General features: G+C 41.5%; 13 protein-coding genes. 6 read left to right on the plus strand and 7 right to left on the minus strand.

Features of this window, described 5'->3' with window-relative positions:
• Positions 1–584: transposase (locus tag VB714_RS19085; protein WP_323226249.1), on the plus strand; the 584-nt coding region annotated here is incomplete at its 5' end.
• An 11-nt stretch (positions 585–595) separates the two neighbouring features.
• Here the strand turns inward: VB714_RS19085 and ispG are convergent.
• The gene (ispG, locus tag VB714_RS19090) at positions 596–1,822 is read right to left on the minus strand and encodes a (E)-4-hydroxy-3-methylbut-2-enyl-diphosphate synthase (protein WP_323226251.1); all 1,227 of its coding nucleotides are present in this window, start codon (positions 1,820–1,822) and stop codon (positions 596–598) included.
• A gap of 400 nt (positions 1,823–2,222) precedes the next feature.
• Here ispG and VB714_RS19095 point away from each other — a divergent pair, with 400 nt between their 5' ends.
• The 4 genes from VB714_RS19095 (at position 2,223) to VB714_RS19110 (ending at position 7,481) form a co-directional block, all read left to right on the plus strand.
• Positions 2,223–3,593: a response regulator gene (locus VB714_RS19095; protein WP_323226252.1), complete on the plus strand. Its 1,371-nt coding sequence runs from the start codon at positions 2,223–2,225 to the stop codon at positions 3,591–3,593.
• Positions 3,594–3,651: 58 nt separating this feature from the next.
• The gene (locus VB714_RS19100; protein WP_323226254.1) at positions 3,652–4,104 is read left to right on the plus strand and encodes a ribonuclease HI; all 453 of its coding nucleotides are present in this window, start codon (positions 3,652–3,654) and stop codon (positions 4,102–4,104) included.
• A 36-nt stretch (positions 4,105–4,140) separates the two neighbouring features.
• Positions 4,141–4,362, plus strand: a complete 222-nt coding sequence (locus tag VB714_RS19105; protein ID WP_323226256.1) for a hypothetical protein — start codon at positions 4,141–4,143, stop codon at positions 4,360–4,362.
• A 302-nt stretch (positions 4,363–4,664) separates the two neighbouring features.
• Complete coding sequence (locus VB714_RS19110; protein WP_323226257.1) at positions 4,665–7,481, plus strand: ExeM/NucH family extracellular endonuclease; 2,817 nt, start codon at positions 4,665–4,667, stop codon at positions 7,479–7,481.
• A 71-nt stretch (positions 7,482–7,552) separates the two neighbouring features.
• On the opposite strand, the gene VB714_RS19115 is transcribed toward VB714_RS19110, so the two are convergent.
• The 4 genes from VB714_RS19115 to VB714_RS19130 all read right to left on the minus strand — a co-directional run bounded on the left by VB714_RS19115 (position 7,553) and on the right by VB714_RS19130 (position 11,362).
• Positions 7,553–8,200: a hypothetical protein gene (locus VB714_RS19115; RefSeq protein WP_323226259.1), complete on the minus strand. Its 648-nt coding sequence runs from the start codon at positions 8,198–8,200 to the stop codon at positions 7,553–7,555.
• Positions 8,201–8,258: 58 nt separating this feature from the next.
• Entirely contained in the window at positions 8,259–9,332 is a 1,074-nt protein-coding gene (locus tag VB714_RS19120; protein WP_323226261.1) for an Rpn family recombination-promoting nuclease/putative transposase, read from the minus strand.
• A gap of 41 nt (positions 9,333–9,373) precedes the next feature.
• The gene (gene serS, locus VB714_RS19125) at positions 9,374–10,666 is read right to left on the minus strand and encodes a serine--tRNA ligase (protein WP_323226262.1); all 1,293 of its coding nucleotides are present in this window, start codon (positions 10,664–10,666) and stop codon (positions 9,374–9,376) included.
• A gap of 111 nt (positions 10,667–10,777) precedes the next feature.
• Positions 10,778–11,362, minus strand: coding sequence for a DUF3611 family protein (locus tag VB714_RS19130; RefSeq protein ID WP_323226264.1), 585 nt, complete (start codon positions 11,360–11,362; stop codon positions 10,778–10,780).
• A gap of 765 nt (positions 11,363–12,127) precedes the next feature.
• Here VB714_RS19130 and VB714_RS19135 point away from each other — a divergent pair.
• Positions 12,128–12,487 carry a PadR family transcriptional regulator gene (locus VB714_RS19135; protein ID WP_323226265.1) on the plus strand — a complete coding sequence of 120 codons (360 nt, stop codon included), beginning with the start codon at positions 12,128–12,130 and terminating at the stop codon, positions 12,485–12,487.
• A 65-nt stretch (positions 12,488–12,552) separates the two neighbouring features.
• On the opposite strand, the gene fni is transcribed toward VB714_RS19135, so the two are convergent.
• Together fni and VB714_RS19145 are read right to left on the minus strand one after the other, a co-directional pair.
• Positions 12,553–13,584 (minus strand): type 2 isopentenyl-diphosphate Delta-isomerase, encoded by a 1,032-nt coding sequence (gene fni, locus VB714_RS19140; protein ID WP_323226267.1) that lies wholly within the window; start codon positions 13,582–13,584, stop codon positions 12,553–12,555.
• A gap of 86 nt (positions 13,585–13,670) precedes the next feature.
• Positions 13,671–14,489 (minus strand): tetratricopeptide repeat protein, encoded by an 819-nt coding sequence (locus VB714_RS19145; RefSeq protein ID WP_323226268.1) that lies wholly within the window; start codon positions 14,487–14,489, stop codon positions 13,671–13,673.
• Between the last annotated feature and the right edge of the window lie 508 nt (positions 14,490–14,997).

The raw sequence follows: 14,997 nt of genomic DNA on the forward strand, positions 1-14,997 counted from the left end.
AACAGATTGCGACGATTAAGGAGAATAAACCTCAAGGATTCTGGTCTAAAAGACTATCTCGCATCACTGAAAAGCGTAACCGTCAGATGAGAGATGCGGTTAATAAAGCAGCGAGATTGGTTATTAACCATTGCTTAGAAAAAAGCATCGGTCGCATTGTTTTTGGTTGGAATAAAGGACAAAAGAACGGTATCAATATCGGTAAAAAGAACAATCAAAAATTTGTTCAAATTCCTACAGCCAAACTCAAAGAACGCATCAAGCAATTATGCGAACTGTACGGGATTGAATTTGTTGAAACTGAGGAAAGTTACACCTCGAAAGCATCGTTTTTAGATGATGATTTCTTGCCGACATTCGGTGCAAAACCCGAAAGCTGGAAGCCATCAGGAAAGCGAGTTAAGCGGGGATTGTATTATACTCAGAATGGTTTGTTCGTCAATGCTGACTGCAACGGAGCAGCGAATATTTTACGAAAAGTAGCGGCAACTTTAGGATTATGTCTTAAAGAAGTTAGTAGCGGCGTTTTGACCACGCCTGTAAGAGTCCATTACTGGGCTGCTTCCGAATCCCCGTCTCTTTAGAGCGGGGAGGGTCAATATTCCTCTGGTTCTACCCAACGCCCATCGGATTTAATCAAATTAATGAGTTCTTCTACACCCTTATTTTCGGGAACGCGCTTAATTTCCTCTCGACCGCGATAAAGGGCAATAAAACCCGCTTGTTTGCCAACATAGCCATAGTCAGCATCAGCCATCTCTCCCGGTCCATTGACAATGCAGCCCATTACCGCAATATCTAAACCTGTCAGATGTTTGGTGGCTTCGCGGACTTTATCTAAAACGTTTTCTAGGTTAAATAACGTGCGTCCGCAAGAGGGACAGGCCACATATTCAACCATTGTTTTTCGCAGTCCCAAGGCTTGCAAAATACTGTAACAAACTGGAATTTCTTTTTCTGGGGCTTCGGTTAGAGAAACGCGGATCGTGTCGCCAATACCTTCTGCTAAAAGCGTTCCAATTCCCGCCGTAGACTTAATGCGCCCGTACTCTCCATCTCCCGCTTCCGTTACTCCCAAATGCAGGGGATAATCCATTCCTAACTCGTCCATGCGTTTGACCATCAGACGATAAGCCGCCAACATCACGGGGACTCGGGAGGCTTTCAGGGAAATCACCAGATTATAATAGTTGAGAGATTCGCAAATGCGAATAAACTCGAGGGCGGATTCTACCATCCCTTCTGGAGTATCGCCGTAGGTGAAAAGCATTCTTTCAGCGAGAGAACCGTGATTTACACCAATCCGCATCGCCTTGTTTTGATCCCGCAGGGTAATGACTAACGGTTCGAGGGTTTCCCGAATGCGATCGCCAATATCAGCAAATTCTGATGCAGTATATTCTTCGCGATCGGTTTTCGGTTTTTCAAAAACATATAATCCTGGATTAATCCTGACCTTATCAACGTGCTTGGCCACTTCGAGGGCAATTTTCATGCCATTATGGTGAACATCAGCCACGAGGGGGACGGGTTGATAAGTTGCGATCAGTTTTTCTTTAATTTCTGCTAAGGCCTTCGCATGAGCCATACTAGGAACAGTAACGCGAACAATTTCGCAACCAATTTCATGCAAACGACGAATAGCTGCCACAGACCCGTCAATATCGAGAGTATCTTCGTTGATCATAGACTGAACAACTACAGGATGGCCGCCACCGATGATGATATTTCCCACCGGAACTGGGCGAGTTTTGCGTCGGTGAATGGCGGTATCTGTCAAAGCGGAAGATGCAGAGACTTTGGGACGGTCTAAGGTTTGCATGACGGCTTGCGTTTAATTTGGGTTAACGAAATTGTTTTCCTTCGTTATCATACTGCTGAGGCGTTCCCCATTAAAGGGAAAATGATAAAAAGATAAAAAATATAAAAACTAAAAGCAAAAAATTGTTTGTTTTCTGGTCTGCCTCTCGTTTCCGTAATTTCTCTGACTCTTCGACCTCGTACTCTCTATACTCTCCCAGGATACACTTATATCGCGATCTAATAGAATAGAGTTATAATTCTATTTTAATTTAACCTAAAGAAAGATTTTTTTCGTGAGATAAAAATATTCTTTATCCAGGGGAATAAGTGACGCGATCGCGCAAAAACTTTGAGGATGATTTTGCCATAACTGAAAAAATATCATTTCATTATCTAGCCCAAACTCAATTTAACTCCCAATGGATCGAGCGACAACCCAAATCTATAAGGGCAATATCGTCATTGTTGATGATAACCCTAATAATTTAAGATTATTAACAAATTTGTTAAAAAAAAGTGGCTATAAGGTTCGTCCTGTCTCTACGGGAAAATTGGCCATTTCGACAACAAAAGCAAATCCGCCCGATCTTATTTTGTTGGATATTAATATGCCTGGAATGGATGGCTATGAAGTGTGTCAGAATCTCAAAAACGATCCCATAAGTAGTGAAATTCCCGTTATTTTTATTAGTGCCTTAAATGAATCCCTCAGTCGCATTAGAAGTTTTGAAGTAGGGGGAGTAGATTATATTACCAAACCTTTCGAGTTTAACGAAGTTTTAGTGCGCGTATCTACTCACATTCAACTGTATAGATTTCAAAAGAAATTACAAGAAGTTAACTCCCTACAAAGTCAAGCACTCATCGAAAAAAATGAACAACTCCAACAAGTTAACAATAATCTCGAACATCTCAATCAACTTCTCAATGTCAAAGTTGCAGAATTGCAACAGACGCAACTTCAATTAGTACAATCGGAAAAGATGTCTGTACTGGGTCAGTTGGTATCAGGAATTGCTCATGAAATTAATAATCCTCTTGGTTTTCTGCACGGTAATTTAGAGCATGGACAAGAATATTTACAGCAGCTACAACAGCATTTACAATTATATCAAAATGAGTTAAAAAATCCCAGTACCGCTATTCAAGATCATGCCGAAGAAATCGATATTGATTATTTATTAGAGGATTTCCCCAAACTGTTTGCTTCTCTAAATCGGGGCGTAGAAAGACTTTATCAAATTAGCGACTCTTTACGGATTTTTTCTCGACAGGATAGTAAAACAAAGATTGATTTTGATATCCACAAAGGAATTGAGAGTACGTTAACGATTTTAAAACACCGTCTGAAAAGAGATAAAGAATCTAACAATATTCAGATCGTCAAAGAATATGGCGACATTCCCTTGATAAAATGTTATCCAGGACAACTTAATCAAGTTTTTATGAATATTTTGGTCAATGCAATTGATGCTTTAGAGGCAGATAAAAACCAGGAAAAAAAGCAAATTGCGATCGCCACGGAAATTGTAGATTATTCTGAGCCAGAAATGGGTCAATTTGTTAGAATTCGGATTTGCGATAATGGAACGGGTATACCAGAACAAATTAGAGAACAGATTTTTGATTATTTATTTACCACAAAAGAGGTAGGCAAAGGAACGGGTTTAGGATTATCTTTAAGCAAACAAATTATTGAAGAAAAACATGGAGGAAATATCTCTTGTCATTCAGAAGTGGGGAAAGGAACAGAATTTATTATTTCCTTACTTCTTGAACCAGCAACTTGAACCAGCAACAGATAAATCGAAAAAAATCAGCGCAAAAAGTTCTATTCATTAAAATATTATGTCAAATTTAATGCCTGTCAAATCTTCGGATTCATTACGAAAAGAAGTCATTATTTATACAGATGGGGCTTGTTCGGGAAATCCTGGTGTGGGAGGATGGGGAGTCGTTTTAAAATATGGCGAACACTATAAGGAATTATCCGGTTCGGAGTCGGAAACCACAACCAGTAATCGCATGGAAATGACGGCGGTTATTGAAGCCTTAAAAGCATTAAAATATCCCTGTTTGGTTCGTTTACATACGGATAGTCAATTAATTGTTAATACTATGACACGAAACTGGAAGCGCAAAGCCAATCAGGATTTATGGGCAGAAATAGACCATCTCTCTCAAGTGCATCAGGTTGAATGGATTTGGGTGAAGGGACACGCAAGCGATCCGTTAAATAATCAAGTCGATCGCTTGGCTGTTGCGGCATCTAAACAGGCTTTAAAGGACAACAGAGAATGAGGTAAAATTAAAAAAAGTTAATGAGGATTAGCAAGTATGGAGATCGTGGGTACAATTGAGCGTCAAGAGATTGGGGTTGGTACTTGGGCTTTGGTTGCGGAGTCGGGGGAAACTTACGAATTGAAGGACGCACCCTCAGCACTCTGTCAAAATGGAATTAAGGTGAAAATAAACGGGGAAATTCGTGATGATGTGATGACTTTGGCGATGATCGGTCCGGTTTTGGAAGTGAAGTCTTTTGAGGCGATCGCATCATAAAAAAAAATCCCTGACTCGCATTAAATTAAGCCAGGGATTCGCCATCGGGGTGCATCTACCATTACTTTCTTCTCTTCGGGATTGGTAGATCGGGAGGTTTTTAGCAAGATTTTTTATTAGTTCAAATATACTGAATAATTTCGAGATGAAAGGCGATCGCCCTCTCAAAGTTCAAATGCCATTGCGCTACAGGATATGGTATTGTCGAAAGAGTCAAATTGAGATAGTTTAAATATTAGGCTTGGTAAAGGAGCAGATATTTTGCGAGCGATCGCAAAATCATTCACACTCAGGAGGGTATTATGGTTGCAACTACTCTGGCTGCTGGCGATCTTGCAATTCTCGGCTTTAATTTTGATAATCCCGATACGTTTGCTTTTGTTCTTCTCACTGATGTTAGCGTGGGGACGAAAATAAATTTTACGGATAAAGGCTGGAGAAATGATGGTTCTTTCCGCGATTATGAAGGGATAGATTCGTGGACGGCTGATACAGATAAAGCCGCAGGGACGATTGTTTCTGTTACCTCGACTAATCTCCGCTTTGCAACTGAGGGGGATCAACTGATTGCTTACCAAGGTATCGAGACAAATCCTAATTTTCTTTATGCTATTAATAGTGAGGGGAGTGACTGGCAATCCGATGCCACTAATTCTCACACTTCTGCTTTACCGACAGGATTAACAGAAGGTATAAACGCGATCGCCTTCAATGAGGTTGATAATGCTGTTTATCGGGGGACAACTTCGGGAACAAAAAACGAACTTTTGGCCGCGATCGCCGATCCTTCTAACTGGTTGGGAAGTAATAACACTCGTCAAATCTTACCCGATAGTTTTGACTCTTTCAGTATAACTAATAATAGTATCAGTATCGAGCAAATTGAGAGTTCTAATCCTGCTGTCGATACGAGGATCGCTTCCCCCTTTATAAACGAAATTCATTACGACAATATTAGCTACGATAAAAATGAAGGAATAGAAATTGCTGGACTTGCAGGGACAGACCTGGCAGGTTGGAAATTAGAATTTTATAACGGTAATAAAGGGGGAAAATTATATGCGACTTTCAATTTATCGGGTATTTTGAACAACCAAGATAACGGCTTTGGAACAAAGTTTTTTGCTAAACCTCGCATTCAAAACGGTTTTTCTGACGGGATTGCTTTAATTGATAATACGGGTCATGTTGTCCAATTTCTCAGTTATGAGGGCAGTTTAACGGCTTTAGGTGGAACTGCTGATGGGTTAACCAGTACCGATATTGGAGTCAGCGAATCGAATAAATTTACCCCGATAGGTTACTCTTTACAACTAACCGGAAATGGAAGTGCTTACGAGGATTTTACTTGGGCTGCTGCGGCGGCCAGCACTTACAATAAAGTTAATACAAACCAAAGTTTTACAAAAAGTTTTACGACAAGTTTAAATCCCGATCTAACGGCGATTTATGAAATTCAAGGATCCGGAATGACCAGTCTTTACGAAGGTCAAACGGTGACTACTCAAGGAATTGTTGTGGGAGACTTCCAAGGAAGTCAGCAACTTGAGGGCTTTTTTATTCAAGATATTAACGGGGATGGAAATACAGCAACATCTGACGGCATATTTGTGTATGCACCCGAGGGGATAGATGTGGCGATCGGGGATTTAGTGGAAGTTTCGGGGACAGTCATTGAATATAAGGGATTAACAGAAATTACTTCCGTTACTGACCTTAATATTGTTGGTTTTGGTAACATTATTCCCACCTCGATTTCTTTACCTGTTGCTAGTATCGCGACTTGGGAACAATATGAAGGAATGTCGGTAAAGTTTGACCAAACGCTGACGGCGATCGCCAACTACAATTTGGGTCAATATGGTACAGTTACCCTGGCAGACGATCGCCTTTTTCAACCAACTCAAATTGCCGATCCTGGTATTGCAGCCAATGCCTTAAAAGCGCAAAATGACCTCAGACAAATTATTCTCGATGATGGCAGCATAACAGTCAATCCCGAGGCGATCGCCGGACTGACGGCCTCAGATACTTTACGGACAGGAGACACGGTTTCTGGACTTACGGGAGTGATTGATTATTCTTTTGGAGAATATCGCATCCAACCAACCATTGATCCTAATTTTGTTGCTGCTAATTCTCGCACTATTTCCCCTGCTGATGTTGGGGGTACTTTAAAAGTAGCCAGTTTTAATGTCCTCAATTATTTTAATGGTGATGGTCAAGGAAGTGGCTTTCCAACCTCTCGTGGTGCAGATAGTTTATCCGAGTTCGATCGCCAACGAGATAAAATTATTGCAGCGATCGCCGATTTAGATGCAGATATTATTGGTTTGATGGAGTTAGAAAATGATGGATATGGAAACAATAGTGCGATTCAAGATTTAGTGAAGGGGTTGAATATCGCGCAATCTGAAAATACTTATTCTTTCGTCGATCCCGGTTTGTCTCAACTGGGGGGTGATGAAATTGCTGTAGGTTTGATTTATCGCGATACGGTCAGAGAATCGGGAAATGCTGCTACAATTAGCACTGGAGCATTTACTCATTATAACCGCCAACCTCTGGCTCAAACTTTTACTGATTCTCTCACAGGAGAAGAGGTGACAATTGTTGTGAATCATTTTAAATCCAAAAGCGGCCAAGGAACAGGTTTAGATGGTAATTTAGGAGATGGTCAAGGGAGTTGGAATGCGACACGAACTAATGCAGCTAAAGATTTAACAACATGGTTAGCAACAGATCCAACCGGTAGTAATGACCCTGATTTCTTGATTATTGGAGACCTCAATGCTTATGCTTTAGAAGACCCGATCGCGGCCATTAAAAATGCAGGTTATACAAATCTTCTCGATCGCTTCAATGGGAATTCAGCTTATTATTCTTACGTTTTCGACGGTCAAGCAGGAACATTAGATCATGCTTTAGCCAGTTCGAGTTTAGTCGATCGCGTTACAGGAGTTACCGAATGGCATATCAATGCAGATGAACCTCGCATTCTCGATTACAATGAGGAATATAAATCCCTCGGACAAACCCAGAGTCTTTATGATGCAGATCCGTTTCGTTCTTCAGACCACGATCCGATTATTATTGGTTTAGACTTGTCAAATATTTAAGGCACAATAGAAGCAATCTAACAAGTTTTTAAAAACCTCAATACTGAGGAGTGCGATCGCCAACTCAATCTTTAATTTCCCCGTGTAATCTGCATTGTGTAGGGATGATATTGATTTTTCTCATAAGATCCGACCCAAATTTGATAAGCACCTTCTAACCATTGTCCGGCTATACCTGGATTTTTATTTTGATAATCGTCATTGCACCAAGTTCCACCGGGACCTTTAATAACTATAGTTGTATCGGCCGAACTTTGTACCTGTATATTCAGAAAGTTAAAGAAACCCGTTAGCGTAACAACGTGATCCGGTTCGCGATCGACAAAACCCACACAAGGACCCGTTGGACTATCAACGAGATTGGCCACATTTCTCGCTGCAATTTCCCCTCCACTAATTCCGCGAATAATGGTTGTATTAGAGGTGTTTGGAGAGGTGAATGGGGAGATTACTGGACTTTCAAAAATGGGGGGCGAAAATTGCGAAAAAGCAGCATTAGGATTAACAAATTCACCAGCGACCATTGCGATCGCAGCCAACATTGTCACCCTTAACGCATCTTTCGCAAGACGGATCGAGTTGAATTGGTTTAAGTTGGCAATTGAACTCAATATTTTGGTTTTGTTGATGATACTTAAATTCATTTTGCGATCGGGATTATAGGATTGTAGAATGGGAACATTTTTCTGAGAAGAAAAGAGAAACTCGTCCCTTCTCAATAACCCAATGACGGGAAATTATCTCAAATTGTTGCTCAAATTTTACCCAATTTTATTTTTATTCTCCCTCGGCTTGTTTTTCCAACCATTCCTCTAATTCAGAGTCGGTAATAAAATCCCAAGCAGACTCGGCCAGTCTGTCTAATTGTTCGTTAGAGAGAGATTTAATTGTTTCTTGGGTAGCCGCATCCAATTTAAAACGACGGTTTAACAAACGCAGAATAATCGTTAATTTACCAAATTGAATTCCTTCTTGTCTTCCCTGTTTAACCCCCTGTTGTCGTCCCTGCTGAATCCCCTCTTGAATCCCCTCTTCTTTACCTCGCTGAATCCCCTCTTGAATCCCCTCTTCTTTACCTCGTTGAATCCCTTCTTCAATCCCCTGTTGACGACCTTGTTCAACTCCTTCCTCAATCCCTTCATTTTTCCCTAAAGCGATCGCATTTTGGCGATCGGCGATCGCCAGTAACTGCTGTTGGACAAGGGCAAATTCTTCGCGGGTTAGGGAGTCCACATCAGCAAGTTCAAAAGCCTGTTTAATTTCCGATACAACAACTAACTCTTCGGGAATTGTTTCCAAAATACTCGCATTTTTGAGAAAATAAATCCAGCGATCGCCAATTGTTTCTAATTCTAGCAATTCTTTCTGAAATTTAGGCAGTTCCACAAAAAACAATCCCAACTCACCGTTAGGATAGCTAAAATCAGTTTCAATTTCTTTAAAAGTAAATCTAGAAATCGGAGAATCTCTATCCTCAAACATAATAAAATCAGTGAAATGAATCGACATTAAAGGTTTAATCTCTGGCGTGCGTTCTTTCTTATCAAATAACTGTTGTGAATAACTCTTGGCAGCATGATATAAAACCCGATGACCCAAGGTTTTTAAGTTCAAAAATTGTAGATCGAAAATACATTTATGTTCTCCATTAAGCAGAGCTTTTAAGGTCACGGGGTGATTTTCCTCTGCCACCAGCGATCGCCCATTAAAATCGACAATCTCTACGGATTCGATTGCAGAATTACCCTCATAAAGTAGGGCATTTAAAAAACTCAATAAAATATCTTTGCTTTTGGGAGAACCAAAAATTCTTTTAAAGGCAAAATCAGTTTTTGGATCGATAAAACTCATAATTGTTACTTTTTACTTGTTACTTTTTAATCATTGCTTGATTATTTTTCTATTACTGTAAACTTCAAATAAGATTGTAGAACTTCAGGGATTTTAACCGTTCCATCGGATTGTTGATAATTTTCTAGAATAGCGGACATTGTACGCCCGATCGCCAGTCCCGATCCATTCAGAGTATGAACATAATTCGTGCCTTTTTTCCCCTTTTCCTTAAAGCGAATATTAGCGCGTCTGCCCTGAAAATCCCAACAGTTAGAACAACTAGAAATTTCCCGGTATTTACCCGCAGAAGGCAACCACACCTCAATGTCATAACATTTTGCGGCACTGAAACCCAAATCTCCCGTACACAGTTCAATAATACGATAAGGAAGTTTAAGTGCTTCTAAAATTGCTGTGGCATTTTTCAGCATTGCTTCCAATTCCTCCATTGAAGTATCGGGAGATACTAATTTTACCATTTCTACCTTATTAAACTGGTGCAAGCGAATGAGTCCGCGAGTATCTTTACCATAACTACCTGCTTCTCGACGAAAACAGGGAGTATAAGCACAATGATAAATGGGAAGTGCGGCTGCATCAATAATTTCATCGCGATATAAATTAGTCAGGGGAACTTCTGCGGTAGGAGTCAACCAAAGGTCATCCTCAGCACAATGAAAACTTTCCTCCGCAAATTTTGGGAGTTGTCCGGTTCCCGTTAAACTTTGCGTGTTAATCAGAACAGGAGGCATCACTTCGACATAACCCGCTTCTGTTTGCTTATCCAACATAAAGTTAATTAAAGCACGTTCTAAAGCGGCACCTTTACCGATTAAATTCACAAAGCGACTTTGAGCAATTTTAACAGCACGTTTAAAGTCAAGAATGCCCAATTTTTCGCCAATTTCCCAATGAGGTAAAATATTCTCCTCTTCTCCTCCTCTTAAATACTCATCTCCCCATCTATAAATCTCGATATTTTCTGTTTCATTTTGGCCGATGGGAGTTGTATCTGCGGGCAAATTAGGCAGTTGTAGAAGCAGTTCGTTAATTTTAACAATTAGTTCTTTTTCTTGAGGTTCTAATTCTGCTAATTGAGCCTTGACTTGATTGCCTTCTTCTTTTAAAGTTTTGATCTCTTCAGTTTTGGGATTCCCTCCCCTTCTCATCTTCTGCCCGATCGCCTTACCAATTTCGTTACCACGTGCCTGTAATTGACTGCGAGTTGTTTGTAATTCTCGCTGTTGCTTGTCCAATTCGAGGATAGGAGACAGATCGTAGTCTCCACCCCGGCGATCGAGGCGATCGCGCACGAATTCCGAATTTTCCCGAATTTGTTTGATATCTAGCACGTTTTCAAAGGATATAAAATAAAGATTAAATGCTCTCCTGTTGCCTCTTGCCTGTTCCCTGTTGCCTATTCCCTCTTGCCTCTTGCCTCTTGCCTGTTCCCTATTCCCTCATCATTTAGTAATGCGATTTAAGAGTAGCAGGGAGGAGACAATTCCGGAAAAGTGAGCGGCGATCGTATTCGCATTTGCCTGGATAACGAGAAGATCGATCGAGTTGACTAATTTTTGTGGATCGACATTGGCGATCGCCCCTGGGGGATTAGCGAGAGACTTCGCTAAAACTAATCCTACATTAGCTTCCGCCCCAATAATCGTTAGCAACATTCCGATTAAATTTACCACTAACCCAGCCCGAATCACCTTGACTGTATCTGCCCGGTTGGGACGTTGGGAAGTATTGGGATTTTGCAGCATTTGCGCGATCGCCATATAGCGAAAGGAATAATAAATACTAATTCCCAAAGCAATTAGACCCAATACTGCACAAAATACTCCCAATTCTGTGCCTTGGGTATTGGCCGTATTGGTGTCACCGATAAAACTAGAACTGGCAAAAAGGACGGTGACAGTAGAAATTACCCCCAAAACCAATTGCAGCCAAAATCCAATCCGACCTGCCCATTTTAGGTCGGTGGAGACTTGTCGGACTTTTTGAGGGATGGGAGATGTTAGATCCCCCCGGTTTTTTTCACTCATTAACTTTATTTACCGCGATCGCCTCAGAACTTTGCATCTTCTATTATTAGGCATTAGAGTCGAGGTTGCGCGACTGCGATATGAATTTCTTCTCAAGAAACTTTTATCGGGAGTCTCTCGTCTGGGGTGCAAGATTTCCCGATTGCGATTTTAGGGTGCTGTAGAGGGAAACTTTTGTATCATTCGGGGTGGCTTGGGAATTTTTGCTCCTCCAAGATAAAAATGCTGTTACGCTAGATAATGGCATAAGGCATTTAACGGAATCAAATAAGTCTAATTTCTCAATTAGAGACAGTCTTTTTAATTCCCTTAAACCCTTGACTGTAAAGGATTTGCTTGCCTTTAAGCCAATCCCCTAGCTATGGGTTGTGCGGTCCCAAATCGTTTTCAGTATTTCGGCGGAGAAAATTCCTCCCGAACTCCAGAGAAACAGCCAGAAGATCGCTATACAATGGATCGGTAACGAAAGCTAAAACTTGGTTTAATCTGCAATTTCATCCCACTGATTCAATCTTTTGCATTAGGCGTGATGAAATCGGCGATGTCGAGCAAGCAATTTTACCGAGCAGTATACTGGGCAGAGTGTCAAGATAATGCGATCGCATTATGCACAAGCATTCACCAAGAATATTTACCGATCTGCTGGGGTGCATCCATAGTTAACCAATAAAGCCTTGTTGTGAAAAACAAGTTGGTTTGAACCAAGTTTATTGGCATCAGGTTTATTGGCATATTGTTAACTGGGAAACTTGACGGGTTAAACACATGAAATTTGAAGATATTTATCAGTTTTTTAACGATCCCCCACCGAATTATCTCAATAAAGAATTGGCAGTTTGTTACATTCTGTCGGTTTTATTGAATGGGGAATCCTACGGCACGGAATTAATCGAGAAACTAAAACAAATGCAACCAACCTACCGTTTATCCGATACGGTTCTCTATGGTGCCCTCAAGTTTCTTGAACAAGAACAAACCATTGCTGGCTATTGGCAAAAGGTCGAAGGTCGGGGTCGGCCTCGTCGAATGTATCAGGTTTGTGAGAATGCCCGCAAACAATCCGAAGACCTTGCTCGGTTTTGGTGGGCTTATGTCAATCGAGAGCAAGAAAGTCAAGCGATGTAAGGGTTTGGGTGATGTATTTTGGAGAACTAATCTTTTCCCGTTTATTCATCACTCATCACTTATTATCATTTATTATCATTCTGAAGGGTATTCGACTGCTTGAGTTCTGCAATTGTTCCATTTCCCGTACAAAAAAGGACGGTTTTTAGTTCCGCTTGCAATAATTGTACGAGATTATCGATCGCTTCGGGAGAGTCGGAAGCAGCTTGGAGGAAGGGAAAAGCCAAACCCACCAAATCTGCACCGAGGGCGATCGCCTTGGCCCCGTCGAGTCCATTTCGCAATCCTCCCGAGGCGATCGCGGGTAATTTAGGGTAAAGATTGCGGATTCCCACTAAACATTCTGCGGTGGGAATTCCCCAATCAGCAAATGTTTGCCCCAATTGCCTCTGCATGGCATTATTAGCCCGTTCGCTTTCTACTTTAGCCCAAGAGGTCCCACCGGCTCCAGCCACGTCAATGGCGCTAATTCCGGCATTAACTAAATATTGTGCCATTTGCGGCGAAATGCCGTTTCCAACTTCTTTAGCGATGACAGGAACGGGAATTTTGCTGCATATTTTCTCGATTTTGTCAAGTAATCCTTTAAAGTTTTTATCGCCGTTAGTTTGAATGCACTCTTGTAGGGGGTTGAGGTGAAAAATCAAAGCATCTGCCTCTAAAATATCCACGGCTCGCAGACATTCATCGATACCGTAGGTATAGTTAAGTTGGACGGCTCCGAGATTGGCAAAAAGGGGAATATCGGGGGCGATATTTCGCACGGCAAAAGTATCGGTAACTTCCGGCTTTTCCACGGCAATACGCTGAGAACCGACTCCCATAGCCAGTTTATAGGTTTGGGCGGCTTCGGCGAGGCGATAGTTAATGATTTTCGCTTGTTCTGTCCCCCCTGTCATAGAGGAAATAAGGAAAGGGGAACCCAGAGTTTTACCCAAAAAAGTCGTGCTTAAATCAATTTCATTATAGTCTAACTCGGGCAAACAATGATGTAGAAAACGATAGCGATCGAAACCATTGGTATTCTTACGAAACTGTACATCTTCTTCTAAACAAATTCGCAGGTGATCTGCTTTACGCGTTTGAGTATCGCCCATTTTATAGTTGATAGTTGATAGTTGATAGTTGATAGTTGATAGTTGTTTATTAAGAAGCCTGTTCCCTATTGCCTCTTTCCCCTTCCCTATTCTTCATCAATTTGTTCGCTGAGTTGTTTGATTTGGTCTTTGTATTTGGGAGGGGCTAGAGTGACAGCACGAGTGTAGAGAGGTTTGGCTTTGTCGATTTCACCCTGTTGTTTGAAAATTTCTGCTTTTGCCCAAACTGGACGAAAATCACCATCATTGGTCTCGATAATTTTGTCATAAACGGCGATCGCCTCGGTATAGCGTTCCTGGTGTTCGTAAACTCGTCCCAACAACATTTGTACTGAAGCAACATCAATACTATCTGGCGTTACGGCATTAGCTTGGGCAGCCGTTTGTAGGGTCGTTTGGAGTAGCCCGATCGCCCGTTCGGGACGGTTCTTCTGGAGTTGTAGGGCAACCATACCCTGGAGGGCTTTAATATAGCCAGGATTGAATCCAAGAATGCGATCGTAGGCTTGAAAAGCGCCCTCAGCATCTCCTAAATATTCCTTCGCCTGTGCCAGCAAGATCGTATAATCAGGCTGTTGGGGGTGAGATTCTGCCAAGCGTTCGAGGGCAGGGAGAGCAAGGTCAAGTTTCCCCTGTTCCAAGCGCACTTCAATTAATCCTTGTAAAGCCGTGGCATTTTCTGGCTCTCGTTGCAAGACTAACTCATATCCTCTGGCTTTATCTTCAAGATTTTCCTGTTGAACTGGAGATAGTTGTGGGGTGGGGGTTGCGGTGGTTCTTCTGGCAGTGCGATCGCCTTGAAATACATTACCAACCAATGGCAATAAAGAACCACCCACCAGAAGAATGATAAGAAGAATCGTGAAAATTAATATAAAGCGATTGTTAGAAGCAGTGCGTTTCATGTAATGCAGCAATGAAAGACTCGGTAACAAGATTAGACTAATGCCTTATCTAGTGATGTCAAGAGGAATGGCATAAGGAGACTCGATTTTAGCATAGACAATAGCCCCTAGCTGCAACTACTCATGGATTGCTTACGTGCATCTATCTACAAAATTCAAAAAGAGGACTCCCGCTAGACCCGTTGGCGAAGCCTGCGCTACGCGCATTAGGGTTAGCGGTGAGATGACGAGCGCGTTCCCTCTCTTGGTCGATTGGATATGGCGAATGCGATTCGTCATCCCTCGACCGCTTGGTGAAATTCGATTCACCGGGGTCGCTCGTCTTTTTGCCAACAAACAAAACCGACCAAAGTAGGGACGTTAAATTTAACGTCCGTACACATAGATTGACATTCTTTGTAAAGGTTGCTAGAATCCGATTCAGGAGGTCAAAATGTTAACACTAACTTACGAGTATAAATTAATCCCGAACGAAAAGCAAATCGAGGTAATTGAGAACACCTTGAGA

The organism is Spirulina sp. 06S082, assembly GCF_034932145.1.
GTDB lineage: Bacteria > Cyanobacteriota > Cyanobacteriia > Cyanobacteriales > Spirulinaceae > CCY15215.

Coding starts and splice junctions, on each gene's coding strand:
- VB714_RS19135 (WP_323226265.1), top strand. CDS start 12,128: ATGAAATTTGAAGATATTTATCAGTTTTTTAACGATCCCCCACCGAAT.
- VB714_RS19100 (WP_323226254.1), top strand. CDS start 3,652: ATGTCAAATTTAATGCCTGTCAAATCTTCGGATTCATTACGAAAAGAA.
- VB714_RS19120 (WP_323226261.1), bottom strand. CDS start 9,332: ATGAGTTTTATCGATCCAAAAACTGATTTTGCCTTTAAAAGAATTTTT.
- ispG (WP_323226251.1), bottom strand. CDS start 1,822: ATGCAAACCTTAGACCGTCCCAAAGTCTCTGCATCTTCCGCTTTGACA.
- VB714_RS19095 (WP_323226252.1), top strand. CDS start 2,223: ATGGATCGAGCGACAACCCAAATCTATAAGGGCAATATCGTCATTGTT.
- VB714_RS19145 (WP_323226268.1), bottom strand. CDS start 14,489: ATGAAACGCACTGCTTCTAACAATCGCTTTATATTAATTTTCACGATT.
- VB714_RS19105 (WP_323226256.1), top strand. CDS start 4,141: ATGGAGATCGTGGGTACAATTGAGCGTCAAGAGATTGGGGTTGGTACT.
- VB714_RS19110 (WP_323226257.1), top strand. CDS start 4,665: ATGGTTGCAACTACTCTGGCTGCTGGCGATCTTGCAATTCTCGGCTTT.
- fni (WP_323226267.1), bottom strand. CDS start 13,584: ATGGGCGATACTCAAACGCGTAAAGCAGATCACCTGCGAATTTGTTTA.
- VB714_RS19130 (WP_323226264.1), bottom strand. CDS start 11,362: ATGAGTGAAAAAAACCGGGGGGATCTAACATCTCCCATCCCTCAAAAA.